Annotated in this window: 21 protein-coding genes; 9 read left to right on the plus strand and 12 right to left on the minus strand. The window is 42.6% G+C overall.

Annotated elements, in window-relative coordinates; genetic code table 11:
- Positions 1-38: 38 nt before the first annotated feature.
- The 3 genes from JF50_RS25920 to JF50_RS02915 all read left to right on the plus strand — a co-directional run bounded on the left by JF50_RS25920 (position 39) and on the right by JF50_RS02915 (position 2,500).
- The gene (locus tag JF50_RS25920) at positions 39-941 is read left to right on the plus strand and encodes a hypothetical protein (RefSeq protein WP_052262104.1); all 903 of its coding nucleotides are present in this window, start codon (positions 39-41) and stop codon (positions 939-941) included.
- A gap of 26 nt (positions 942-967) precedes the next feature.
- The gene (locus JF50_RS02910) at positions 968-1,942 is read left to right on the plus strand and encodes a hypothetical protein (RefSeq protein WP_152614445.1); all 975 of its coding nucleotides are present in this window, start codon (positions 968-970) and stop codon (positions 1,940-1,942) included.
- A 72-nt stretch (positions 1,943-2,014) separates the two neighbouring features.
- Positions 2,015-2,500, plus strand: a complete 486-nt coding sequence (locus tag JF50_RS02915) for a GNAT family N-acetyltransferase (protein WP_039607991.1) — start codon at positions 2,015-2,017, stop codon at positions 2,498-2,500.
- 119 nt (positions 2,501-2,619) lie between these two features.
- Here JF50_RS02915 and JF50_RS02920 read toward each other — a convergent pair whose 3' ends face one another.
- Positions 2,620-6,618, minus strand: coding sequence for a PAS domain-containing hybrid sensor histidine kinase/response regulator (locus JF50_RS02920; RefSeq protein ID WP_039607992.1), 3,999 nt, complete (start codon positions 6,616-6,618; stop codon positions 2,620-2,622).
- Positions 6,619-6,710: 92 nt separating this feature from the next.
- On the opposite strand from JF50_RS02920, the gene JF50_RS02925 reads away from it, so the two are divergent.
- Positions 6,711-7,790 carry an HD-GYP domain-containing protein gene (locus JF50_RS02925; protein WP_039607993.1) on the plus strand — a complete coding sequence of 360 codons (1,080 nt, stop codon included), beginning with the start codon at positions 6,711-6,713 and terminating at the stop codon, positions 7,788-7,790.
- Between the two features lie 17 nt (positions 7,791-7,807).
- Positions 7,808-8,929, plus strand: a complete 1,122-nt coding sequence (locus JF50_RS02930; RefSeq protein ID WP_039607994.1) for a response regulator — start codon at positions 7,808-7,810, stop codon at positions 8,927-8,929.
- Positions 8,930-9,198: 269 nt separating this feature from the next.
- On the opposite strand, the gene JF50_RS27750 is transcribed toward JF50_RS02930, so the two are convergent.
- A complete protein-coding gene (locus tag JF50_RS27750; protein ID WP_080760083.1) occupies positions 9,199-9,405 on the minus strand; it encodes a DUF1289 domain-containing protein in 207 nt (68 codons plus the stop codon).
- 268 nt (positions 9,406-9,673) lie between these two features.
- On the opposite strand from JF50_RS27750, the gene JF50_RS02935 reads away from it, so the two are divergent.
- Both JF50_RS02935 and JF50_RS02940 read left to right on the plus strand, forming a co-directional pair.
- Positions 9,674-11,110 (plus strand): MATE family efflux transporter, encoded by a 1,437-nt coding sequence (locus JF50_RS02935; protein ID WP_039607995.1) that lies wholly within the window; start codon positions 9,674-9,676, stop codon positions 11,108-11,110.
- Positions 11,111-11,179: 69 nt separating this feature from the next.
- Positions 11,180-12,523 carry a serine hydrolase domain-containing protein gene (locus tag JF50_RS02940; RefSeq protein ID WP_039607996.1) on the plus strand — a complete coding sequence of 448 codons (1,344 nt, stop codon included), beginning with the start codon at positions 11,180-11,182 and terminating at the stop codon, positions 12,521-12,523.
- Between the two features lie 47 nt (positions 12,524-12,570).
- Here JF50_RS02940 and JF50_RS02945 read toward each other — a convergent pair whose 3' ends face one another.
- Together JF50_RS02945 and dld are read right to left on the minus strand one after the other, a co-directional pair.
- Positions 12,571-13,506 (minus strand): endonuclease/exonuclease/phosphatase family protein, encoded by a 936-nt coding sequence (locus JF50_RS02945; protein WP_039607997.1) that lies wholly within the window; start codon positions 13,504-13,506, stop codon positions 12,571-12,573.
- 166 nt (positions 13,507-13,672) lie between these two features.
- Positions 13,673-15,388, minus strand: a complete 1,716-nt coding sequence (dld, locus tag JF50_RS02950) for a D-lactate dehydrogenase (RefSeq protein ID WP_039607998.1) — start codon at positions 15,386-15,388, stop codon at positions 13,673-13,675.
- 215 nt (positions 15,389-15,603) lie between these two features.
- Here dld and JF50_RS02955 point away from each other — a divergent pair, with 215 nt between their 5' ends.
- Positions 15,604-15,999: a hypothetical protein gene (locus JF50_RS02955; RefSeq protein WP_039607999.1), complete on the plus strand. Its 396-nt coding sequence runs from the start codon at positions 15,604-15,606 to the stop codon at positions 15,997-15,999.
- A 125-nt stretch (positions 16,000-16,124) separates the two neighbouring features.
- Here JF50_RS02955 and JF50_RS02960 read toward each other — a convergent pair whose 3' ends face one another.
- From JF50_RS02960 to JF50_RS02985, 6 genes are all read right to left on the minus strand, one after another.
- The gene (locus JF50_RS02960) at positions 16,125-16,769 is read right to left on the minus strand and encodes an NAD(P)H-binding protein (RefSeq protein WP_039608000.1); all 645 of its coding nucleotides are present in this window, start codon (positions 16,767-16,769) and stop codon (positions 16,125-16,127) included.
- A gap of 86 nt (positions 16,770-16,855) precedes the next feature.
- Positions 16,856-17,317, minus strand: coding sequence for a GNAT family N-acetyltransferase (locus tag JF50_RS02965; RefSeq protein ID WP_039608001.1), 462 nt, complete (start codon positions 17,315-17,317; stop codon positions 16,856-16,858).
- Positions 17,318-17,382: 65 nt separating this feature from the next.
- Entirely contained in the window at positions 17,383-17,859 is a 477-nt protein-coding gene (locus JF50_RS02970) for a SixA phosphatase family protein (RefSeq protein ID WP_052262105.1), read from the minus strand.
- Positions 17,860-17,919: 60 nt separating this feature from the next.
- Positions 17,920-18,822: an ABC transporter ATP-binding protein gene (locus tag JF50_RS02975; protein ID WP_039608002.1), complete on the minus strand. Its 903-nt coding sequence runs from the start codon at positions 18,820-18,822 to the stop codon at positions 17,920-17,922.
- Positions 18,819-19,628 carry an ABC transporter permease gene (locus JF50_RS02980; protein ID WP_039608003.1) on the minus strand — a complete coding sequence of 270 codons (810 nt, stop codon included), beginning with the start codon at positions 19,626-19,628 and terminating at the stop codon, positions 18,819-18,821. Before JF50_RS02980 ends, JF50_RS02975 begins: the two co-directional genes overlap by 4 nt.
- Positions 19,629-19,758: 130 nt before the next feature.
- Positions 19,759-21,573 (minus strand): M2 family metallopeptidase, encoded by a 1,815-nt coding sequence (locus JF50_RS02985; RefSeq protein WP_039608004.1) that lies wholly within the window; start codon positions 21,571-21,573, stop codon positions 19,759-19,761.
- A gap of 200 nt (positions 21,574-21,773) precedes the next feature.
- On the opposite strand from JF50_RS02985, the gene JF50_RS02990 reads away from it, so the two are divergent.
- Complete coding sequence (locus JF50_RS02990; protein ID WP_039608005.1) at positions 21,774-24,044, plus strand: acyl-CoA dehydrogenase; 2,271 nt, start codon at positions 21,774-21,776, stop codon at positions 24,042-24,044.
- Positions 24,045-24,049: 5 nt separating this feature from the next.
- On the opposite strand, the gene JF50_RS02995 is transcribed toward JF50_RS02990, so the two are convergent.
- Together JF50_RS02995 and JF50_RS03000 are read right to left on the minus strand one after the other, a co-directional pair.
- On the minus strand, positions 24,050-24,487 hold the full coding sequence (locus tag JF50_RS02995; RefSeq protein ID WP_080760087.1) for a hypothetical protein: 438 nt from the start codon (positions 24,485-24,487) through the stop codon (positions 24,050-24,052).
- A 184-nt stretch (positions 24,488-24,671) separates the two neighbouring features.
- The gene (locus tag JF50_RS03000) at positions 24,672-26,909 is read right to left on the minus strand and encodes a hypothetical protein (protein ID WP_039608007.1); all 2,238 of its coding nucleotides are present in this window, start codon (positions 26,907-26,909) and stop codon (positions 24,672-24,674) included.
- Positions 26,910-26,939 lie beyond the last annotated feature (30 nt).

Raw genomic sequence — 26,939 nt, forward strand, 5'->3', positions numbered from 1 at the left:
GACCATTTATGCTAAGTTGATACAGGGAGGTATGACAAATGCAAAAAACAGTACTGAGTAAACTACAAGCGTTAGCAGGAGAGGTGGGTCAAGTTGGCACACAGATAAACGAACGATTTGCTGTGTTCAAAGATACTGTCGTGGGGCTTCCCCTGTTATCGTCATTTTATCTCTCAAAAGTGCTGGGTGTTGATGAAAAACATTATTTTGTTATTCCTTATGAATTGGGAGTGCATAAAGTTGCGCTTCATACCATTAGAAGCCTACCTGAAGGTATTCCCGAGGTAAATACGTTACCTAAAAGGCGTGTCTTTCACTTTGCTAATGCGCATGCTGAACAATTATTATCCCATATACTCTCTGAACAAACCGAATCTATGGTTCGAGCGCAAAAAGGTGATCAGCAAAGTAGGTTGGAGCAGCTTGCTGATGATATCGATGCGTTGGATACTAAATTAACTTACGGCATGTTAGTTATTGGAGGGCTGTCTGCACTGGTTAATCCAGCTGTGGGGGCGGCGATTGCTGCCAAAGCTGCTTTACCCAGTATTACCGGGCTTGTGAATAAACATGGTATTCGCCCTTTAGGGGAAAGACTGTCAGAGGCGTCGGTGGAAAAGCAAATTAAGTTAGCGCAACTGAATGTGCAAAAAGAGTTTTCAGAGGGGGACGTTATAAAGTTGGTGAACCCCATTTTAGCTAGATTAGAGACAGCGCTGCGCACCAATGAGCAAGAGTATGATCCACTTATGGATGAAGCATTCAATGGCACAGATTATAGTGTGATTGAGAAAGAGCAATGGAAAGTGCTCACCGTCGACGCTTTATCACACGTATATCAAGATGTGATTGAAAATAAAGACCTACACGAGAAAGCGTGTTTAGGGGCAGAAGATATTCGTTGGTTAAGTTATCTATTTAAAGGGTATTTAAAATCGTAGTGATATAAGTGATATAAAAGGATGGCATGATGAAGCTACTTAGACACTTTTCCCTATTTATCTGCTCCATTTTGAGTTTAAGCCTATTCGCCAATGTGGAGATTTATTCGCAGTTAATGTCTGAGCAAGCTTGGCATATCAGATCAGCAGTGGTCTCGCCATCGGGTAGTGCAGTGCGATTAAAAGTCGATGTAGCTCAAGGTGAGCAGGTTCGTTGGTATCAAATCATTCCGGATACCAGCCAGTATTATAAAAACGCAAATCACCCGTGGGAGCAAAACCCGTATCAGTGGGCAGGTTTTGGCAAAGTACGTTATCAGCAAAAGCATCTGAAGCAATTCGATAACCACCCGTATATTACCGTTGATGCTGGTTTGTTAAAGCAAAATAATGTGTTCAACTCGCATTATTACCATGCGGATGTAGGTAGCTTTTGGTTTGAAGTGGAGGTGATTGGGGTCAACGGAATAAAACGCGTCAGTACAGGTGTACGGGACACTGATCATCGAGGATTGAGTAAGCACGTGCTGAGAGTTTCTTTCACAACCGGTGACGGGTATTTGGGCACGTTAAGTAGCTTTTTTAATGTTCCTGCGATATTTGGCTCAGTACCTTACCAGAGCCAGCATTATTTGGGCGTTGACTGTGCTGATGTTCTTATGGCTGCGCATGCGATACATAATAATGGCAAAGTACATGATCGCAACGTGGCATGGCTTGTGACGAATTTAAAACATAAAGCAAATCTGAGTGACTTCAAAGGGGCAGGTTCAGCGATAAAATGGGGCGCTGATATTTCGCCTGGAGATTTTATTGCGGTTAGATATCGACAAAATGGCCAATTCGCACATATTGGCGCGCTTTATAAAGATAGTAATAACAATGGGCTGTTAGATGGTGAGGATCTGGTTCTGCACGCAGGCCCTAATGCGTTGAGTTATAGCACGGTTTCTGATGCCGGCTTTTTAGGAGAGATTGTGATATTGGATAACCAAAGCTGAGCGTCATGTCGCAAACACCAGCCACCGTACACAGTACGAAATATATAACTTCGAAATAAATATAAAGTTAAGATGATTAGAGAAGCACAATTACAAGATACGCGCAGTCTAGCGGCATTGGCATTACAGGTATGGTTAACAACTTATACAACGGACGGCATGCGTGATGACTATGCAGCTTTTGCATTGAGCCATTTTACCGCTGACTATTTTAAAGCACTTATACAGAGCGACGAATACGGTGTTTTGGTTTGCTTGAACGATAGCGCCGTCATCGGGTTTGCTGTGGTGAATTTGGTTTCACGATATCAAGATAAACACTATGGCTTTGAAGTTGAAAAGCTCTATGTTCACACTCATTTTCAAGGGCAAGGTATTGGCAAGCAGCTTTTAGATGCCATATCACAGCGCTGGGGTACACAATTCTGGTTGTATACTTGGGTTGAAAATGCGTCTAATCATTTTTACCAGCGCTTAGGGTTTAAACAGGTCGGTGAAATCACGTTTGATTTTTCAGGGACCGTCATTCGTAACAATGTGTATATTAGTCCAACATGATGATGGTCACAGAGGCCTGTAAAAATGGACTAACTTTGGCAATGTTTTGTTGCTTAAATTACGGTACTTAGTTTGCCTTACCCCAGGCCTCCTCTGAATGCATGTTATGTTGAGTAACTTTAAGCAGATTGCTCTAATAATTTTGCAATGACCTCTCTGGCCTGATCAAATTCAAAATCTTCTATTAATTCAACGAGCTGGTTACAGGTAGACTCACTAATTTTATGATTTGCTTTGAGCTCATGTACTTTTTCAACAGATTGGGTGTCGCAGCTAAGTAAAAGCTCTTCAAGCTCCAGAAAGTCGTCTCTTGTTACCTTTAAGCTGACGACATTGGATGAAGGAGGAGGTGGCGCTTCTTCTGTTTGCAACTCACTTAATTGCTTGTGTAAATTTCTTAAAAAGTCAGTTAAGGCTTCAACATCTACAGGGTCTACACTTTGCTGCTTTGAAATGGCACTTTCAATATCCGAAGCTTGTTTAGATAGTTGATCAATACATAAGTTTGCACTGGCTCCTTTGAGTGAATGAGCAATGCGTTCAGCGTGTTCTAAGTCGCCGATCACTAGCGCTTGGTTTAGGTTAATAGTCTCTTCGATCTGATTTCTGGCAAACTTTTTAATGATACTCCAGAATGCTTTTTCATTGCCCCCTAAACGCTTAATGGCACGCTCTATATCGACGCCTTCCAGTTTTACTGCTGGTTGTGGTTTGTTATCGTGTTCGGCTTTTTTGGGGGTGGGCAGCGGTTCGGCTTGCTTGGTTGCGGCCGTGTTACCGTATAAGTGCTGATGCACGGTCTCTGCCATTTGATTGAAATTGATCGGTTTACCTATATGCCCATTCATGCCTGCCGATTCACATTTTTGTAAATCCTCTTTCATCACATTTGCGGTCATGGCGACAATGGGTAAATTATCAAATTGACTGAGCTCACGGATTTTTTTGGTCGCTGTGTATCCATCCATAACGGGCATTTGAATATCCATCAAAACAATATCAAACTGATTGTTTTTCACTTTATCAATGGCGACTTGCCCATTGTCAGCGATGGTAACGTCTAGGTTTAATGAGCTTAACATCTCATTGGCAATTTCTTGATTGGTGCTATTGTCCTCTACGAGTAGTACTTTTTGTTTGTCAAAAGAAGGAACACCATCACTGTGCGTCTCTTGAGTGACAGAATTGATGGATTGACCACTTAATTGGAATGACTCCATGATGGCATCAAGTAATACGGATGCGTTGACTGGTTTAAGTATAATGGCATCTATCAGGTCATGTATTTCAGAGTTCATGCCGATGTCTGTGCCATAAGCGGTGACAAGCACGTATTTGGGTTCTTTTTGTAATTCGAGCGCCCGAATATGTTGAATGGCGTCAATGCCGCTCATATTGGGCATTTTCCAATCCATAAATATGATATCAAAGTCACTGCCTTGCACGAGCTCTACGGCGCCTGAACCACTCGCTGCGCAAGTGACTTGGAACTTCATTGCTTTGAGAAGATTGGTTAAAATGGCACGCGCACTCTCATTGTCATCCACGACAAGCACATGTTTGCCAGCAAGTTGGCTATCTGGACAAATAACATTAGTTAATTTAGCTGATTGTAAGCCACAGCGAACGGTGAAGAAGAATTCAGAACCTTGCCCTTGCTCGCTGTGCACGCCTATAGTGCCGTCCATTAACTCTACCAATTTTTTCGAGATGCTGAGACCGAGACCGGTACCGCCATATTTACGTGTGATAGAGCCATCGGCTTGTGAAAAAGCTTTGAAGAGCTTGTTCTGCTGCTCTTTTGACATGCCGATGCCGGTATCTTTAACGGTGAACTTGAGGGTGGTTTGCTCATCTAATTGCTCGACGGTGGTCACACAAATGGTGATCTCACCTCGTTCAGTAAACTTAATGGCATTGCCACAGAGATTGATGAGTACCTGACCTAATCTTAAAGGGTCGCCAACTAGGCTGATCGGCACATCTGGCGCGATGTCTAACAGCATCTCTAAGCCCTTTTCCTGCATTCGGATAACATTGATATTAACCACGTTGTCCATCACTTCTTGCAGAGAAAAATCGATATTTTCAATTTCTAGTTTGCCAGACTCGATTTTTGAAAAGTCCAAAATATCATTGATAATGCCAAGTAAGCTTTTTGCCGCTTGGTCTATTTTGTTAATGTAGCCAGACTGTTGAGTTGTGAGCTCTGTTCTAAGGGCTAAGTGACTCATGCCAATAATGGCGTTCATAGGCGTACGAATTTCATGGCTCATGTTTGCCAAAAACTCGCCTTTGGCTGTACTCATTTCGTCGGCTTTATCTTTCGCCAATCTGAGTTCTAGTTCCATTTGCTTGCGTTCAGTCACATCAAGCAATAAACCAACAACGCCAGCTAGTTGGTTTTCTGCATTGGTAAACACAGCTTCATAAACAATAAAATTACGGGGTTCACCCTCGGAATTTTCAATTTTTATTTCATAGTGTTGGTTAGACTTCCCATCAATAAGGTCTTGGTGAGATTGCTCGAACACTTGAGCTATGTCGTAATTAAAAATGTCTTCTGCTGTAGCATCAAGTACGTCCGCATCAAAGGTGCCAAAGTACTGATGAAATACACTGTTAACGCCTAAATAGTTGCCTGAACTATTTTTGTAGTACATTGGGCTTGGGATAGCATCGAGGATTTTTTTGTTGAGCTCTAGTTGCTCGACAATGCGCTTTTCTGCTTTTGACTGTAAGTCAATGTTTTGGGTTAACTGTAAACTGACCGCTAAATCATTGATCACAGATTTCACCCATTTATAGTCCTGATCAGTTAACTCAACGAGACTACCGAGCTCGAGTAACCCGATGCTGTCATTGCTAACCACCAAGGGGAAATAATACAGTTCACAAATAGAGAGCTTTTCACCATTGAGTTCAATGGCATATTGCTCTTTTTCAAATTTCATCGAGTAAGGCTTTTGCGTACTTAAAACATGAAAGTGAATTGAGTCATAATTACTGTAGGTTCTAGCGCAGTTGCTGCTGTAGCCTGTACCAGCTACTCGAGTGAGTACTTTTTGTTCTTCAAAAACATACAAACCCAACAATGGCACCGATAAGCGCTGCTCCAAAAATTGCAGTAGCTCTTCACCTAAATCATTGGGGTTTTTCTTGCCTCTGAGTGCAAGGCCAAAATCTTTCATAATGGTGTTGAATTCAAGCTGCTCAGACAGGTCATTGAGTAATTTGTTCATCGATTTCGATAAATCAGAGAGATCCCCCTTAACGGATTCGTCGAGCGTGAAATTGTAATTACCTTGCTCAACATTACTGACGACTTGTTTTTGAATTGAAGCGACAGGGTTAATGTACAGCTTCCAGAGTAAGTAAAATGACAGTGCTATATTTAACAGCAGTATTAAGTTAAAAATATTCCGCATCATGTATGCGGTATTGAGGCTATTTTGGTGGCTCTCTAATTCTGCAGTTAGCCTAGATGTAATGGCCCTATGCGCCTCACCGATGGCTGACATAATTTTAGATTTTTCGACTAAGTAATTATCACTAAAAAGAATTTTTTGAGCGCTAATTAAATCAGGATCTGAGTCTTTAACCCAATTTCCATAAGTGTCTTTATGAATACCTTGAATGGCATTAAATGCGCGTCGTTCGAGGCTAACAAGCGAATTAGAAGTAGAGAGCGCGTTTTGCATTTGCAACAGTTCAAAGTCTTGTGCGCCGAGTTGCTGAAAACGTTCAATAATATTATGCCCATCATTGACTCTAATGATTTCTGGGACACTGGAATGAGGTGCAGCTAGGCTGTCCCAATAGTCATAGGTGTTGGCATTTTCTGCTCTTACTTTTCCATCACGGACGAGTAGCGCGTAACTAAATAACTGCTGCCACTTATCATTGCCTGTTACAGCGTAAGCTCTTGCAAAATTAGTTAAGTTATCTGAACTGAGCTTGAGTTCATGGGAAAGCTCGGTGAGCTTAAATAACTGCGTTTGTTTTTCTGATAGAGCACTGACCTCTGTGCGCACGTAATGTGACATAAGCCAGATCCCGATACTAACCAGCAGCATTATCGAGAATGTGATAAAGAAGCTGACTCTTAAACTTTTCATCTAATCCAGTCCGTGCTTGGCGTTTCAGTAATAATAGACCTATATTTTTGAGTGTGGTGAACATTTGTGCAACAAAACGTATAGAAGAGACTATGGAACAGCTTAAAACGGTGTTAGTGGTGGACGATGTGAAAGAAAACTTGGCTTTCATGACTGAAATCATAAAAGACAAATATCGTGTTTTAGCGGTAAAAAGTGGTGAAGCAGCAATCTCTGTGGTTGAAAAAAACGATGTAGATATTATTTTACTTGATGTGGTTATGCCAGAAATGAATGGCTATGAAGTGATTAAATACCTGAAATCTCATGATATTCATAGAGAGATCCCCGTCATATTCCTAACCGCAAAAACCAGTGTCGAAGATGAGGAAAAGGGCTTCCTACTAGGCGCTTGTGATTACATTAATAAGCCAATCAGCCCACCCATTTTGCTGGCTAGATTAAATACTCACCTGTTAAACAAAGAGTCCAAAGATATTCTAAAAAACAAAAATGATTATTTGGAAGAAGAGGTTCAAAAGCGGACAGAGCAAATGTCACGTTTACAAGATGTGACCATTCAAGCCATGGCGAGTCTTGCTGAAACGCGCGATCAAGAAACGGGCAACCATATTCGCAGAACACAACTGTATGTGAAGTTACTGGCGACTATTTTATGTGAAAAAGAAAAATACAAAGCGGTGTTGACCCCTGAAGTGATTAATAATTTTTATAAGTCAGCGCCACTGCATGATATTGGCAAAGTGGGGATCCCCGACAATGTGCTGCTCAAACCCGGCAAGTTAACAGCAGAAGAATTTGAAATTATGAAAGGCCATACAGTGTACGGCCGCAATGCAATAGAGACTGCCGAATCTGCGCTGGGTCAAGCGGATAGCTTTTTACAAACAGCGAAAGAGATCTCGCATTACCATCATGAAAAATGGGATGGTTCGGGCTACCCTGAGGGGTTAAAAGGTGAAGACATTCCGCTCAGTGCCCGCATGATGGCTATTGCTGATGTGTATGACGCGCTTATTAGTCGACGTGTTTACAAAGATGCGATGGAGCATGATAAAGCGATTGCCATTATGAGAGAAGGGCGAGGCAGTCATTTTGATCCAGAGCTATTGGATGAATTTTTAGCAAAAGAAGATGTATTTTTTGATATTTCTCAGAAATATCGAGACTAGGCACTTTTGGGGGGCGTATGTCGTACTCAATTTTACTAATCGATGATGACGAAGTAAATCATGACATTGCTAAAACAATGTTAGGTGAAACTCACGAGTATTTTTCAGCGTACAACGGGGAGGAGGCGCTCGCATTGTTTAATGAGCGTAAATATGATGCCATCTTGTTAGATGTTGTTATGCCCGGTATGAATGGGTATGAGGTCTGTAAAGCAATTCGAAATGCCCCTACTAACTCTCAGACTCCCGTTTTGTTTGTGTCTTCTAAAGATGATGTAGAAGACAAACTTGAAGGCTTTAAAGCGGGGGGAGACGACTATATCACCAAGCCTTTTGATGTCGAAGAGTTAAGTTTTCGCATTGAACGCCTGGTGAAATACAGCAATGAAATTGACACGTTAAAAGTCAGCTGTGAAGTGGCGGAAGAAGTCACCATGACCGCAATTACCAGTTGCAGTGAATTAGGGCTGTGTCTTGAATTCATAGAAAATTCTTATCAATGTAATACGCTTTCTGATTTATCTACGGCGATTTTAACGACTTGTCAAAACTTGCATTTACACGCATCGGTTCAATTGGGTTTATTAGGGGAGTTTCGTGATTTCAGTAATTGTGGCGCAATTAACCCGCTGGAAAGTGAGCTCTTAAAAAAAGGCCGTGATAGTAAGACTGTGATTAATATTGAAAAACGCAGCTTTTTTAACAGCGCTTATTGCTCGTTATTAATTAAAAATATGCCAATTGATGATGAAGAAAAATATGGTCGTTTTAATGATATTTTAGCTTTGGTTGTAAGAGGTGCGGATGCGAGGCTAAAAAGCCTTGAAACAAATATTAAAGCAATTCAGGCTAAAAATAAGGGACTTAGGGAGTTAAGTCAGGTTGCCAGTAAAGATTTAGAGGATATTGAGTTAGTATTTAAGAATTATAATAGTGCATGCCAAGAGTTAGTTGAGCGACTTATTTTTGATGTAGAAGACTCTATGATGTCTTTTGGGGTGAGTGATGCTCAAGAGCAAACCCTGAGAGAAACGTTAGATAGTGCCAAGGATGACTTGCAACAGATCCAAGAGCACTCTGAAGATATGTCGGCGACCTTCAATGACTTTTTTATTAAACTCGATAAGCTAATTGATTGATAAAGGGAGATGGGTGAGGATATTCTGTTTTAAATATGTATTTAACCCTTGTTCACAAGACGCACATTTATAATCATCACTTTATTGTCTGCGCTGAGGCTGGATGTTAGTTGAGTATTGACAAAGGGGGGAGAAGCATTACCTCAACGCCAAGCTCTCTGCTAGGAGGGGTTATATTTTTAAAATGGTATTTGTAAAACAGGTTTTTTAGGGACTCTCCTGCATGACGATACAAGGCGATTTTATGTCTTTGAGTTGGTGAGAGTAAATCAGGATTTTTGTTTTGTTTTTTCTCGTTTTCTGAGCTCACAGCGCGCCAAAATGGTTTCTTTTTCTAGTGTGCTTTTGCTTCCCCAGCCGACAATCTCATCAATGTGTCTCATGCATCCAACACATATGTCTTTATCATCAAGACAACAATTGCGAATACAAGGAGAAGAAATAGAGGCTGTGGGTGTTGCGGCTTTGTGTCCCATGAACTGACTACTTAACTGACGGCTTACTGCCCATAGTATGACGCTTTTTTATGACTCTGAAAAGTGTGGTATAGCGAGGTGAAGATATATGGTTGTGGCTTGTCTGAAAAATTAGCTATTTGGTCGACTTTAAAGTTTTTTGGGGAACTATGTTGCACTTTGCAGGTCTTGATTCTTACATGGAACAGCTATTTTGAAATCATAATAAATTAAAAACAATAGTGTCCGTAGTTATAAAGAATAAAAAGCAAGGAGTTGACCTCGCATTATGGCAAGTAGTCGAACACAGGGTTTTATATCAAGTCCACCCGCCCAACCATGTCTCAAACAACGGGCTAGAGCGGTCAGAAAGCGCTGGATCTTGACGGGGTCGACCAGTGCAGTGCTTAAACAATTAACCATTCCTATGCTATGGGCAATTTTAGCGCTATTTAGTGCTGATCTGATTGAGCTCTATTTTGCGTCTCGATTGGGCGTTGAAGAGTTAACAGCAATGAGCTTTACGCTGCCAATACAAGCAACGTTGTTCGCTTTTGCGATTGGGCTTGGCATTGTGGTCGCAACGCGTTTGACGCAAGCTCGACATGTCGAGGAACTGGCTGCGGTGAGTTTGATTTTTACCACGCTGGTTGGTGCGATATTAGCGCTGTGTATCTGGTTTAATTTATTACCCATATTAAACTTACTTGGTTTTGCAGATTTTTCTCAACGAGGCGATGTGTGGGCGTCCTTGCGTAGTTATATGCAGTATCGTTTGGCTGCTGTGGTGTTTTTCTTCCTAATAATGGTTATATTCGGCGTTTTGCGGGCTTTCGGTAACATGCGCGCTGCGGCACATTTGCTGGTGGTATTTGCCTCTGTTCAAGTTATTGTCAGTGCGGGATTGTTTTCACCTTGGGCGACGTCCAATACGGCGCTAACTGGCTTGGAAAAATTAGGCATCGCGCATTTAGTGGCGGCATCCGTCGGGTGTTTGTGGGCTTTGTATTCACTGGTCGTTAAAGAGAATATTTCTATCAAGATTAATTTGTTGTCGGTGCAAAGCCGTCAGGGCTTTCGTTGTTTAACACGCCTTTTGGTACCTATCGTGTCGATGCAGTTGCTTACGCCTATTGCGCAGTCGGTTTTGATGGCTATTGTCGCTTCACAAGGCAGTGAGGCGGTTGCTGCATATGGTGTTGTGATGCGTTTGGAGCCTCTCGCTTTGCTATTACCCATGGTACTGACGACTTCATTACCTATTTTTGTTGGACAAAATTGGGAAGCCAAAAAATCATTGCGTGTAAGACGCGGTATCAAATTATCTATTTTGACCTGTGTTGTGTGGCAATTGATAGTGTCTGTTGTCCTTTTTTCTGCTGCAGATTTATTAGGTGTGGGGTTTTGTAAACAAACCTTTGTTAGTCAATCCATTGAACTTGCTTTAACCGTATTACCTTTGTCATACATTGCGCTAGCCGCAGCCATGCTGTACGTGAGTTGTTGTAATGCGACTGGTCGCAGCATGGCCGCGTTGAATGTCAGTATTATTAGGCTATTTGGCTTATCCATTCCATTTGCATTTTTTGGGGCTTATATCGCGGGCTTCACAGGCATCGTGTGGGGGCTTGCGTTTGCGAATATGTTATTAGGCATAGGCTTATTGGTCTATTGTGTAGTGCAGCGTGAGCAATTAAGCCTCTCAAAGCGAGCTGTCATCAGCTAGCCTGTCTGTATTTTGTATTTATTGTTCAGTTATTCGTCATAACACAGAAGAATAATAAAAGGCATAAATATGAAACAGACTAAATTTTTACTGGGGAGCATTGCATCGCTTGTCTTGCTGAGCGGCTGTAAGTCGGATCCTAATGTGTTGCTAGGCTACAGTGCTAATCAATTGTGCTCTAGGCATTTTATTTCTGACGAGCCAATTGAATTTATTAAACAACGAGTGATCCCAGAGGCACTTGGGGCTGTATCCGGTGGATTGTTTATAGACGTTGATAGTACAACTAAACAGGTCTCGCTATCGACTCAAGTAGATGGTATGACGCTCACTCGCACATCTGTCTTTCGTGAGGGCTTGGGCTGTACGTTACTTCATGACTTGACGCCGGCACAACTGCATGCGCAAACAGCGGATCTTGATTTTCCAGCGCAAACACCAAGTACACCGGTAGAAAAAGCGCTGCGTGATGATATTTCTTTAGCGTCATTCTTTGCGACTAATCATAAAGACTACACCTGGAGTGATAATACTTTCGCCGTGGCTGTTATGTATAAAGGTCAGCTGGTTGCACAGCAGTATGATGCATATCATCATGGTGATTCACGGATGCTAAGTTGGTCAATGGCGAAAACGCTGACAGGGTTATTGACCGGATTATTGGTCGACCAAGGAAAGCTCAGTTTGCATCAGCCACTGCGCTTTGGTGAGCATGTCGTGACGGTACAAAACCTGATGAATATGAGTTCTGGCGTCAAATGGGCTGAAACCCCTGATATCCACGGTTACGAAGACTTAGCACCTATGTGGTATCACACCGGAGACTCGGTGAATTACGTATCGCAGCTGCCAAAATCTTATCAGCCAGGGAGTCAATTTGAATATGCCACGGGCACAACTCAGTTATTGAGCCGAGCTTTGATGGATGCAGCAGGCGGGGATATTCAAACACTCAACACCTTATACCAAACACATTTATTTTCACCATTAGGTATTAATAATGCAATCGCAGAGTTTGATGAAGCAGGTAACCTCAGAGGCGGTGCGAGAATGTTTCTAAGCGTCCATGACTGGCTCAAAGTAGGTCAATTGTTCATCGATAATGGCCGTTGGCAGGGGGAACAAGTTGTCTCTGAAACTTGGTTAAAAGAGGTGATGATGAGTAATGGCGTTGATAAACATTACGGTGGTCAATTGTGGCTGAATGATATGAGTTTTTGGTTGCCTAAATTACCAAAAGATACGGTGTCACTGCGTGGGCATCGCGGTCAGTATGTTGTGATCATTCCATCAAAACAATTGGTTGTGGTGCGCTTTGGTGCTTATGGTGCGGCGGTAAATCAACATATCGGACTGGCAAACAAACGTGTGTTTAAGTCTGTATTGAATGTGATTGAACAGTTAGAAAAGTAAAATATAGGCGGACAGCAGTGAGTTGTCCGCCAGCATTCAAACTGAACTTAGTTTAAATCAATGCTCAGTGCACAGTGGTCACTGAGCATTTCTTTTGGCTTCATATTGTCAAAGTAGTGGAATTTTACACTGCCTTGCACATATTTTTGCTTCAATGTGTTTGATACCAAAATGTGATCGATTGGTGCAGGGTAGTAAGGATGACACCCAGTCAGCATTTGGTTGGCATTGAAGAATGTTGCTTTAGACAAGTCGTTTGGAGCCTTGTCTGCAAGCCCATTAGGGTAGTATAGGTCACGACTCACGCGGTTATATGGTGCGGTCAACCTGTGGTTAAAATCTCCAAGCACAATGAAGTTTGCTTGTTCAGCACTTTTTGTTTCAACCCAGTTGTCCAGTAATGGCACTTGCTTGGCCAATAATTTACATGACTTTTTGTCTGAACGATGGTAGTCATCTACGAAGCAGCCGCTTTTCAAGTGCACATTCAATAGGTCAATTGTTTTACCTTGATAGCCAATTTGGACTTCTAAGCCACTTCTTAAACCCATTTGTATGTCAGAAAATTGCTTATGATGAACGACTTTCTCTACATTTAGAGGCTTCTTCACAGCAAAAGCAACTTTTTGCTGTGTCGATGTCAACCCATTGCCACGACATGTGTAGCTTGGGCTGTCTTTTCTGTCAGATAAAATAAGCTGCCACTGCGACTTATCAAACACAGTCTCTAGTGCTTGGATAGAGCCCACTTCTTGAAAAGCGATGACATCAGCATCAAGTGATTTGGCATAGTGTTGTAAAGCGGTGATCTCTTGCTCAGTTCTTGGTTTACAGCCTTTGCCGTTATCAGCAGCAAGGTGCTCAATATTCCAAGTGACAATACGCAGTCCTGTATCTTGTTTTTCGTTTGGGTTGGTTGCGTTACAAGCACTGGTAAGTAGCGCACATAGTGCAAGTGCACTGACTTTGAAAGTATGATTCATAATTCTAATAACTTGAATATTTCTAATAGCGATATAGTGTATCAAAAATATTGCAAATAGATTATATAAATATTTTTATTCATCGCGAATAAAGGGTCATTTAACTCAGTGGCGAGCAAATGGCGTGAAGGGCTGCAATACTTGCTAAGTATTGCAGCGAAAAAGATTATTTATCAGCAGGCTCATGCCAGTGTTTACACTTACTGGTTTTGCCGATACCCGGATTAAATGAGTTGGTTGGGTCAAGCTTTTTATAAAAAGACTTTAATGCGTCTTTGGCGAAATATTCGTGTCCTACGTTATGTTCTGCTGGATATTCAGCGCCACGCTCGTCGAATGTTTCCAAAATTTTATTTTTGACGGCTTTTGCATCCACACCCGGTTTCATGATGTAGTTTTGGTGCATAACATGGCAGAAAAGGTGCCCATAATAGAGTTTTACAGCAATTTGCTCATCAATTTCTGGGGGTAATTGTTCGAACCAGTCTTGCTCATTACGAGGGAATGCGACATCAATGGTCATAATGGCCCCCATTTCTTTGCTATTCATGGTTTGCATTCGACCAATCGCGCCACCGGCGACAAAACGATGCAGAATGGCTTTTTCACCTTCCTCTTCGGTACACTCGAAGTAATTTCCTTCATTGGTTTTAAAGAACTCATCAAAATAAGCCTTGGCTTCAGCAACACCTGCGTTGCTCATTTCCACAATCCAGTGGTGTTCATAACGGTCACGATATTCATCCATGCGCTTTGGCAAGTGATTTGGCCACAGGCAACTTAGATATTGCATGATGCGATCCGAAAACTTATTGGGTAAAAACTTAAAGTTATCAGCAATGCGATCCACGGTGCGTTTGATCCCGAACATTTTTGGAATGTATTTAGAACCGAGTTTGTCGATGACCAAAAAGGTATCTTTACCGTATTTTTTAGAGGCGTCATAACAGTCTCTATGTAGGTATTCCCCTGACACTGGTAAGTTGTCAAACTTAGATAATATGTCGCGGCGTATTTGCGCTAAAACGGCAGGGTCATTCGTGCCCACATAAAATACTTGGTGTTTTTCAGGCACTGGGTAAGTGTCTAATCTCACTGCAAAGACTGCGAGTTTACCAGCACAACCTGAAGATTCATAAAGACGACGTCCATCATTGTTGAATCGCGAGGGGGTGTCGGCATCTACATCTCTTACACGCGCATGGTATTCATCATCGGATGCGCGGAGCTCTGGGAATTGCACATCGGCATCTGTGTAATTTTGTTCTTGCAAATTAGTCAGGATTTCTTCGGGCGTGTTCCCAAGGCTTATACCGAGATTATTAACCAGTGATAAGTTTCCTTGGTCATCTATTTGTGCAAATAAAGATAGCTCAGTATATGCGGGGCCTCTTTGTACTAATGCGCCACCTGAGTTGTTACAAATCCCGCCAACAATGGATGCGCCAATGCATGATGAGCCGATCACAGAATGCGGTTCACGACCATGTGGTGCTAATGTGTCTTCTAGACCAAATAACGTGCTACCTGCTAGGCCTACAATTTGTTTGGCATTGTCGATAAGCTGGATGCTATCAATGCGCATAGTGCTGATGATGACAATAGGACGATCATAATCTTTGCCATCTGGTGTAGAGCCGCCAGTCAGACCAGTATTGGCGGCCTGCATGATAACAATGACGTCTGCGGCAACACATGCCTTAAGTGCTTGCCAAATTTCCAATAACGTAGCGGGTCTCACCACTGCTAATGCGTCGCCTGAACCAAAACGAAATCCTTTGGTATATGGCTGCTTTTTTGTGTTATCAGTCAGTACAAAGCTGTTACCAACGATAGACTTGAGTTCTTGTATAAGGGCGGTATTCGAAGCGTTATTGGTCATGCTGTTCTCGGAAATTGATCTACTTTTGCATTCTTGACGAGGGATTGGGGACTAGTATACAGCAAGGTTAAGAAGGAGTGAAACCAATGATTTGCATGTTAATAAGTACCTTTTAAAGGAAATATTATGACAGATGAAGAAATTTAACGGCACAACTGTGCGAGGGTTCTACACTAATATCTAAGTTTCGCAGGTTTAAAGTGAGGGAATTTAATATGCCAATCAAGGACAGACTGAATGTATTAACGGGGTCTACCCTAATCGTAGCTACTTTTATACTGTCTGGATGTGAGGGCAATCAGAACTCGCAAAGCACTGGGAGCGGAGTACAGAGTGTGCCAAAGTCCAGTATATCAAATGGCATTTACAATGTGATGCATGATGAGCAAAAATTCGTCATGGGCGCGTGTGTCGAATTGGGGTATCCGTTGTCTATTTCAAAATCCCAAGCGTCGGCAGAAGTGCAGTCAGCCTGTTCTCGTAATCTTACCCATAAATTTGAAGCTGATACTAAAAAGTCGGACACAAAGCTTAAATGGCGGGTACGTGTTCAAGGTGTTGAGCTCCAGTGTGAATGCGCGGGCTACGCCACGCAGGCTGGCCGTAATTGAATCTAAATCAAGTTGTATCTTAGCGCCTATGCCAAACGAATTTAATCAATATTCTGTGATCTTGGGGTAACAATTCATTCCCTCGAATTTCTGTTATACAAGTAAGGCGATGACCTCTAATTTTGCTAGCAATCGAATAACACATCCAGTGCATGGGTTTGAGTTTTTTTGTGCTCTGCCATCGCCACGGATACCATTTTTTTCGCAACTTGTTGTCCAGAGATTGGACGGTACTTTTTCAGCCAAGGCAGTTTACAGAGTGTCGGTAATAGATAATTTCCGAGGGTTTCCGCTATGCGTGTATCTGCTCTGTGGCCAACCAGTAATGAAGGTTGGAAGATGTTGACCGTGTCAAAGTGCAGCGGTTTCACATGTTGTTCAAGTTCACCTTTCATTTGAAGGTATGGGCTGCGGCTATTGGCATTGGCACCACTGGAAGAGACCAAAAAATAATGCTTTATCTGGTTTTGGGCAGCAAGTTGAGCAACTTGAAGCTGATAGTCTAAGTCGACGGTTCTTTGCTTTGCAATTGAGCCTGCCTGTTTTTTGGTGGTGCCCAAACAAGAGAACAGCATATCACCTCGAAATATATGGGCGAATTGACTCAAGTTATCAAAGTCGATGACCTGGTTTGTTATCTTATCTGATGGATAATTAACAGGTCGCCGTGTAATGGCGACGACTTTTTCAACTGCTGCTTGCTCTGCAAGCTGCTGTAGCAAGCTCTTACCAATCAGGCCTGTCGCGCCGAGTACAATTGCTGTTTTCATTGTTCGTTTTCACTTCATTGCGTACCGTGTTATTGGCGTATTAGATACAGTGAAGCTAGCATTAGCAAGCACTTTTGAATATGTATTTACTGTTTCAATGGAAGCTGCATAAAAACTGAAGAGGGTTCTTGACGATATTGCCCGAACGCATCACAGAATTCGAATCCAAGCGCTTCATATAATTTAATTGCAGCATGTTGTTGATCGCCGGTTTCGAGTTTGACTTGCTTGAGTCCCTGTATTTTGGCCTGCGTGAGGAGGTGTTGCACGATGGCTTTTGCCAAGCCCTTACCTCGTTGAGAGGGTTTGACGTAAATGCGTTTTAACTCCGCGTATTTTGATTGGTCTTGTTTAACGATATAACTGCCACAGGCGACGAGTTCCTCTTCATGGTAATGACCGATGAGATAAGTATTGGGGTTATCCACTTCGTCGATAGGCACTAGATCGTTGGCCTCTGCGGGGTAGAGGCTATTCATTAAAGTATCAATTTCATTAAATAGCGCTGCAAGTCCTGCGCTTTGACTAGTTAGTTGAACAAACTGCATGGTTTTCCTTACGATGTTATTAACCAAATATACTAGTTCCTAAAAAAGGGGGTCAAGTCTTAATCTTAATCTAAATATAAATGTCTAATATAATTCATTTTTGTAGTGGCGACCTGTTCCCAGTTGTATGCATTGAGGCTAAATTCAACATAGCCGCACGTCACAACATTATTGAGCTTAGGTACGCCCAAGCGGTTTGCCACAGCGGTGATAGCTGGGTTGTGGGCGACAATACAAATATCATTAAAACAATCATGACACTGTATAATGGTCTGTAATAATGCCTCTGAGTCGAAGGTATAAAGCGTATCGCATAGCAACAAGTCATTTGTGGGCGCTAAGCCGCGATGTAAAATTTTGGCAGTGGCTATTGCGCGCTTTGCTGGGCTTGTCATGATTTGTGTATCTGGCAATGACCCAAGTGTCGCTGCTAGTTTCTTTGCCCGTGCAACCCCTTTTGGTTTGAGTGGTCTATCAAAGTCATCAAGGGATGAGTTTTTCCAGCTTGATTTTGCATGACGGACCAGTCTGAGTGTTTTCATCGGCATCTCACTCCTAAATAAATACACACAGCATGGTCCATATCACGATATATCATGTTGCTAATCGACAAATAACTGGTTTTCGAGCGTTCTGCCATTGACCAGTTGTTTGTAAGTCCAACTATTTTCATGGATCAAGGTGAGTAAAGATAAATCAAACGGCTCATCTTGCTTGTCGTATTCAATAACAAGCTCATCAGATTGGGTTTGTTTGATATTTTTTACACCACTGAGCTGTGCAATTTTATCTTTCATTGGCGTGTCTAGATTTAGCATTTGCAAAGTAACAAAGCTGCCTTGTTCACTTTGGTAAAGATCACTTTGATGGCTTGAAAGTTGACCTTGCTCCAGATAAAGCACGGTATCACAAAGACGCTCGAGTTCACTGAGATCGTGTGAGCTCAAAATGAACGTCATATCACCTTGTAAAGAGGCAATGAGGGTACGAATTGCTTTGGCGTTTTTTGGGTCTAGTCCGGCGGTGGCTTCGTCAAGCAAGACTACTTGAGGGCTGCCTAGTAATGCCTGTGCAATACACACGCGTTTTCGCATGCCGTGAGATAGCTCGCCAGTTTTTGAGTTGGCAACATGGACTAAGTCGACTAATTCTAACACGCGCTGTGTGTCAGCTTCGGCCGCTTTGCTCGACATACCTTGTAACTGAGCAAAGAAGCTCAGTTGCTTTGCGACTGAAAATTTTGGGTCAAGTTGTGCATCTTGAGGGAGTGCGGAGATCTTACCAAACAAATTAGCATCGCCTGGGGGGTGACCAAGCACATTAATTGACCCGTTAGATGGCTTTAAGTACCCGCAAATAATGCTGAATAAAGTTGTTTTACCCGCTCCGTTTGGGCCAACTAACGCCACCGTGCTGCCTTTGTTTATCGTAAACGCAACATTGTTCAGTGCCTGTTTTGTACCAAACTTTTTGCTCAAAGAGGTTACTTCAATGACTGTGCTCATAAATCTCTCCCTTTTAATAAAACATGTCCAATACTAAGCAACACCAGTGTTTGGCATGCTGGAAGTAGATAAGCAAATACGGGGGTATTTCGCCAACCGGTCAGCTCGGTAACTTGGTGTCCAGGTATAAGGTAATTTAACCAGTCAAGCATAGGATACTGCACGCCGAGATAGCTGATCACAGACGCCACTATGGTAAAAAACAATATCGAAAAGACGATACTCATTCTTGCTGAGTTAGTGACAAGGTTCAGTAAGCTCATCAGCGCAATAAAGGGTAGGCAGGTCAGTAGCAGCTTGCCCCAAATCGCAACGGATTTAGTCATAGCTGATGGCAATAAACTCGCATCTCGATAGAGCATCATGGCAAGTGTAGCTATGGTGACAAGGGCGATAAGTGACCCTAATATCATCACTTGCCCAGCAAATCGACCAAGTAAAATTTCAAGTCGTGTGCTGCGCGTGGTTAAAAACCTTAAAGTACCTCTATTTCTATCTTCAACGGTTTGATCAGCAGTGACAAATACAGCGAACATAGGGAAAGTAAATAGGCCAATGAGCCAGAACATTGCAAGCTCTGCTTCAGGCCAGTATATTAAATCAGACAGACCGACGGTGCCTGCGACTTGCCCGACAATGTCTGAAAATTCATAGCTATTAATATATGGTACCGCGTTATAGATGGGATAGCGCAAGACCATAAGCCAGACAAGAAAAAATGCGGTAATAGCGAGCCAACCACGCTTTGTGGCAAATAGACGCGTAAGCTCAAATTGGCTAAATAACCAAGTGCGTTGAAAATTCATAAGATCTCCTCATTCAGATCAATACATTAGCTTGAATTTATCAGAGGAGGAAGCAAAAAAGTGTTGCAGAATATGGCAGCAGAAACAAATAGCGCAGCAAGGTGCTGCGCTATGGTGTTTTAGTTAATTATTACCAACCACACTGACGACCTTTGTTTTGCTCATCAAGATAAGCTTGTAAAGGCGCAAAATAATCTAGAATTGCAGTCGCATCCATTTGCTGATTACCTGTTACTGTTTCTAGGGCCTCTTGCCAAGGACGGCTGCTACCCATTTCAAGCATGGTATTCAAGCGCTCACCAGCTTCTTTTGAGTTGTAAACTGAACAGCGGTGGATGGCTTCTTTACTACCTGCAATTTCACACAGTGATTTGTGGAATTCAAATTGCAAGATATGTGCTAAGAAATAGCGAGTGTATGGCACATTGCCCGGTACGTGATATTTTGCACCTGGGTCAAAATCATTCTCTGTTCGTGCTACCGGCGCTTTTACACCTTGATATTTTTCACGCAGTTCCCACCAAGCTTGGTTGTATTGCTCTGGGCTGATTTCACCTGAGTAGACTTTCCAGCGCCACTGGTCGACGAGTAGACCAAATGGAATGAATGCAACTTTGTCCATCGCCATTTTCATCAATAAGCCAATGTCTTTAGATTCATCAGGTACTTGTTCAAGTAGACCGATTTCCTTCAAGTAACCCGGCGTAACCGATAATGCGATGGTGTCACCAATGGCCTCGTGGAAACCATCATTGGCGCTTTCTTGGTAATAAAGAGGTAGCTTGTTGTATGCGCGCTGATAGAAGTTATGGCCCAGCTCATGGTGAATAACTGAGAACTCTTCACCGGTTTGCTGAATACACATTTTGATGCGCAGGTCATCTTTATTATCCAAGTTCCAAGCAGATGCGTGACATTGAACATCACGGTCTTGCGGCTTTAAGAATAGTGAACGTGTCCAAAAAGTTTCAGGTAGGGGCTCAAAGCCCATAGAGGTAAAGAACTTCTCAGCGCCTTTGGTCATCTTAATTGCATCGTAGTCATGCTCTTTGAGAAGCTGGGTCAAATCATAACCTGGATCGGCATTTTCTGGAGCCACTAAGTCATACACGTTACCCCAAGTTTGCGCCCACATGTTACCTAGCAGGTGTGCAGGGATAGGCTGGTCTTGTGGTACTTTGTCTTCACCATATTTTTCGCCAAGCTTTGCGCGCACGTGGCAATGTAGTGAGTTATAAAGCGGTTTCACTTGACCCCAAATACGGTCGAGTTCTTTGGCAAAATCATCTGCTGGCATGTCGTATTTGCTACGCCACATTGCACCAGTGTCAGCATAACCTAACTCATTAGCACCTTCATTTGCTAATGACACAAGGTCTTTATAAAGCGGACGCATTGGCTTTGATACTTCGCGCCAGCCTTGCCAGATGTCTAACAATTCTTCGTAATTGCGGCTCGTGGCCATTTTAGCTGTCATGTCACCTAAGCTCATACAAGTACCGTTATTACAGTACTTACCTTTACCATAGAGGCCATCTAGTTCAGCTGATAGTTTTGCAAGCTGTGCAGTTTTTTGCGGATCTTTAGGCGCAGGGAGTGTTAAGTTAAGCTTTAACTTATCAAGTTTTCGACGGTTGTCGTAGTTTAATTCTAAGTCATCAAATCTAGCGGCTTCGTTAGCAAGTGCAACCAGCGCTGCTGTGTACTCTCTGCCTACTTCTGCCGATAACGCGGCGGTATCTTCAGTAATAAAATTAGCGTAAATCCATGCTGCTCTGCCGCTTCTAACAGATAAATCTTGTAGTTGTTTTTCGGCTTCGGCTAGGAATATTTCAGCGTCTTTTTCAGTTAGTTTTTGTGTCGTTGTTGTAGAGTTACAGCCACTCAGTGAGAGTGCCCCAGCGACAAAAATTGCGCTTAGGCTGAGTTTAAATTTTGCTGACATTGTGTTTTCACTTTCTGTTATATAGAGCGGTGATGATAGCAGCGTCTGCTAATGTGCTCAATTATATGACGTCAAACCAGAAGGGAAATCGCACTTAAAACCGCTGATTTTACTTCTAGATCAACAAAGCGAGTGAATTATTGAGTTAGTGTGTTTTTCATCCATACTTATCTTTGATACTTAGTTGGGGAACAACACTCATGTGGCTAATTTTATTATTAATTATTGCAGTTTGGGTTATATTCGCGGTAAAAGATATACGCCTAAAATGGATTTCAAAACCGACATTTAATTATTTTAAATGTGCTTTACCTGAACTCTCTGACACTGAAAAAGAAGCAATGAAAGCCGGGGATACATGGTGGGATGCCAGCTTATTTAGCGGCAAACCTGACTGGAACATGTGGTTGAAGTCGGGTAAACCTCGCTTATCCGATGAAGAGCAAGCGTTTGTAAATAACGAATTGTCAGAGTTGATGGCGATGCTTGACGAGACTGACATCACGGCTCGGGGCGATTTATCCAAAGAAACATGGCAATTTCTGCGTGAAAAAGGCTTTTTCTCGATGATTATTCCAAAAAGTTTTGGGGGAAAGGAATTTAGTGCTCAGGCTAACTCTGTCATTGTGTCTACCATTGCGACGCGCAGCTTGTCAGCCGCAGTTACAGTGATGGTGCCAAATAGCTTGGGCCCTGCGGAATTACTGCTGCACTTTGGCACACAGGCACAGCAGGCGCAGTGGTTACCAAAATTGGCAAGTGGTGAAGTATTGCCATGTTTTGCATTGACGTCGTTGCATGCAGGTTCCGATGCCGGTGGGATCACCGACCATGCGACAGTGTGTCGTCAACAGTTCGAAGGTCAAGAAGTATTGGGTTTAAAGGTGACCTGGTCGAAGCGTTATATTACGCTTGCTCCTGTGGCTGATGTACTAGGCTTGGCTTTTAAAGTGTATGACCCAGATAAATTACTGGACGAACAAGTTGAGCGCGGCATTACGTGTGCACTGATCCCAACTTCACATAAAGGGGTTACACAAGGAGGGCGTCACGATCCAATGGGTTTGGCGTTTATGAATGGTACAACTTCAGGTAAGGACGTTTTCATTCCCCTGGATTGGGTGATTGGAGGTGAAAGTGGCGTAGGAAAAGGCTGGCGCATGCTTGTCTCTTGTCTAAGTGCGGGGCGGGGGATTTCTCTGCCTGCTTTGAGCGCCGGTACCGCGCAGTTATGCGCAAAATCGACTTCAGCTTATAGTCAACTTCGTTATCAGTTTAAGCAACCAATAGGTCAATTTGAAGGGGTACAAAGTGCGGCTGCTCGAATTTATGGGTTAACTTACAGTATTGAAGCCGCGAGAGAGAACACGGCGCTTGCGGTGGATTTGAAGAAAAAACCATCGGTGATAACGGCCATTGCCAAATATCATTTAACAGAGCAAGCAAGAATGGTGATCAATGATGCGATGGATATTCATGGTGGTAAGGCAATACAAAAGGGGCCGCTCAACTATTTAGCTAACCATTATGCAGGCATGCCAATTAGCATTACAGTTGAAGGTGCTAACATACTCACCCGAAACTTGATGATATTCGGTCAAGGGGCCAGTCGCTGTCACCCTTTTATTTTGCAAGAGATGGAAGCGGCGCAGATGGCAGATTCTGAGCAGGGTTTGAAAGTATTCGATAAATTACTTGTTGAGCATATCGCACACTCAGGCAAAAATGCAGTAAAAGCCTTGCTTAATGGACTCACTGTAGGGCGATTTGTACGAAGCCCTGTGAGCGGTGATGTGGCCCGTTATTATCAAAAACTGACTTGGTATAGCCAAGTGTTATCCTCTTTAAGTGATATCGCCATGTTGAAGCTTGGTGGAAAGCTAAAATATCGTGAGATGCAGTCGGCTCGGCTTGGAGATATGCTCAGTCATTTATATTTAGCATCTTGTGTTTTGAAAAAGTATGAGGATGACGGGCATCAGTGTGGGGATTTACCATTGTTGCACGCTGCGATGTCTTATCACCTATCTAGTTACAGTCGCGCGATGAAAAGCTTTGTCGATAACTTTTTACCTAGGGGGCTTCGGAGTATCGTGAAACGTGTCTTTTTCCCTTTTGGTACTCGTGCTCAAGAGATGTCTGATGAGCAGGTCAAAGCGTTATGTGCGAGTGTATATGAAAACCACACTACGCGATTAAGGATCAGCGCATTATGTCCTAGTCAAAAAATGCTTGGGTTAGAAAAGTTGGAGTCGGCACTGAGTTTGTCGAAAAAAGTGACCTCAGCGTATCACGACTTTTTAAGGTGGCAAAAAAAGCAGAGTGTGAAGTTATACGATAAATCGGTGACAGAGCAATTGGGAGAAGCCTGTGAAGCGGGTGTTATTTCTGAAGGGGACAAACAATTGCTAGCAGAGTGGTTACAGTTGTGTGATGAAGCGCTCAGTGTCGATGTATCGAGCGCTTCTTAATTCGCTTATCGCGCGTAAGGGTCTGGGTTAATTTTATCTACATACCAGTTGCCCTTACGTTTGACCATTTGCACGCTGCGCATATCGTCGACTTGATTTCCGTGCAATTGCCCTGTAAAAATCAGATTCACTTTCGCTTTTTTACCATATTGCTCTCTCAAACTTTTATTGGTCATATCGAGCTCTATTGTGACATGGTCAAATTGCATGTTAACAAGATTTCTGGTGAATTGTGAGGGCGTACCGTATGAGCGCATGATCCTCGCAAGTCTTGGTGTGGCAAGATCTAACGCCACCTTCATATCTTTTTTATTGTAAAGGGCGTCAAAGTACATCGTGGCGGCAAAGCCCGGAGTATCTTTATCACCTCGGCCAGCTTCTTCATTGCCACAAGCAGTTAACAAAAACGTAATTAAAACGATAATTAAAGAGGAAAATTTCATAATACGAGAGAATTACAAGACACTTGTTCTAGTGTGTCTGCATTCTCTGCGTTTGTAAAGAACACTAGTTAAAATAACCTAATTCACAATTTAAAATTAATATAAATAGATTATTTTTATAATGATTTGTAATTAAGCTCTTTTTGGGACTCACCTGTGAATTGACGGAGGTGAGTCTATTAGCTTAGTGACTGAGTGGGCAGCTTACAGTGTATGAACTTTTAGGCTGGTAACAAATTTGACCATCTCTTTCGAGTAACGTTGATACAAATTTACCTGTACTTTCAAAGATTTTTTGACCGCTTTGATAGCATTGCATCCGCCCATCTCGAACTAGGCAAGTTTGTTCATTTAGGTTTAATATCTGATGTACTTGACCTGGTATCTCAAGCAAGCTGTCAATCTCTGTTGCATTTTTCCCCCAGCATTGCCAGTTCGTATCTTGACGTTGTCCACATGCCGTTTCTGGACCAACAGCATTGAGTCTAACAATATCGGTTAAGTTCGGGGTTTCAAGCACGGGATTTCCTTGTTCACCATCGCATTGAACTTTACCGTCATAGCCTAGTAAGCAGACATAACTGCCTCGTGTGATCACTTGTTTTAGCTGTGCTGGTGGGTGTTCAAAATGCAGTTGTTCATTTTCATCGACGCACTCTTGTAAAATACGATCTTTCACTGTGCAGCGGTATTTGCTTCCTTTGATAGTTATGTCGTCAACAAATCTGATTTGCAGCTCGCTATGAGTTGCGGTCGCATTTTCATCTTGGCTTGATAACCTCAATTTAATGGTGCCAGCTCCCGGACGAAAAGCCTCATTTATGATTGCTTCATTGGTCAGCGTTTGTGGGTTTTCAAATGTAAATCTTGCAGTATCTGAAGACCAGTTAGGCGTATACTCACGTTTATCGTCCACGTGAACTAATTGCCCGAAAACAGAGATGCGGTCACCGGAAATAAATACCTCGTCGATGCCAGAATAGGCTCGAAGTAAAGAGTCGTATGCGTGTGCAGTGATATTAAACTCTTTTTCTGCTAACCCTGCTTTAGCGATAATCTTGAAAAATCGTCTACCAGCTAAAGGTACGTCATTATCTAGCACTGTAATTGCAAGATTATTATCAAGATACTCAGATTCAAGTTTGTCATAAGTATATGTGCCAAATGCAGCAACTACGCGCACACTGTCTAACGGAACACTACTTGTGAGAGTGTAATTGGCAGTCACTTCTTGTTGTGGATAGATATCAAATTCTTGATACTCATTTTTAAGCTGAATTTCTCCTCTTGTTGCTGACTTACTGAGATATACTAGAGTGGTCTTAGCGGTTTTGGTAACGCCAGAGTTATATTTAACTTCGTAATGCACATGATGAAGCTTTTTAAGGTCGTCAGGCTCTGGCAGTTCTATTGTAAGCTGATTAGGCGCTTCTACTAGCAAGCTTTTATCAAAGCCACCATCAATATCCCAAGTTACAGACTCCACCTCAGAGGTATCTTCTAGGTTACTTTTAATAATGACGGTTTGACCAGCAGCGGCAAGGGCGTGAGAGCTAGAGAGTGTAAGTGTATTGTCGGCGGGTATAGGTAATACTTTAACTGTTGTGGTTGCTGTTTTTGTAATATTCCCTTTCATCGTGACTGCTAATGACACGTCAAAGTCAGCTTCTTGCTCAACATTCGGTGCGTAAAATTGATAAATACGTTTTGTAGATGAAGGCTCTGTGGGTTGTGGTTCTGGGGCCCAACTCCACGCATAACTAATGATATCATCTGAATTTGCAACCGTCGGCACGATGCTCAAATGTGATTTCGAAGACACCACATACCCTTGTGCAAGCGCAACCGTTAATACTGGCCCATCAGCTGAAGAAACTTTTATTTTTGCCGTTTGTTTGTGTGCGCCACTGTTTGTTTCAATAATGATGGTCACGAAGAACTCTATGACTTCGGTGACTGCGGGAAGTTGGAGGTTAAGCGAGGAGTCGCCATGTGTATCTGCTAAGCTATTAGTCACTTCTTGATAGTCAGGATCAAAGCCTTCAATGTCCCAAGTGACCGACTTTATCGTGGATGTTGTTTCGAAAGGCACATTGATGCTGACATTACTGCCGCCTTCAAACTTATATTCATCAGCCATTTGGATGTGTGCACCGATGCTTTCAGGGTAAAGGGTGATGTTAAAGTTTTTACTTACTGCTTGATTGACTCCGTCTGATACTTCACAGGTTATTACAATGTTTTTTTTCTCAGTCACAGTAGGAAAAGTCACTATTGTCTCAGAGAGTGAATTTTGCTTAAACGTGACATCGGCTAATGAGCTTTTCCAGTTCATCGATAAGTCATCGTTCTCTGCATCAGCAAGCTGAGTTGATAATGTGATGGACTCTTGAGATAGCGCAATGGTCTCGCCTGTGATCACTACTGTGGGGGCATTATTTTCAGCGACAGG

Source organism: Pseudoalteromonas luteoviolacea, assembly GCF_000814765.1.
In the GTDB taxonomy this organism is placed as follows: Bacteria; Pseudomonadota; Gammaproteobacteria; order Enterobacterales; family Alteromonadaceae; genus Pseudoalteromonas; species Pseudoalteromonas luteoviolacea_H.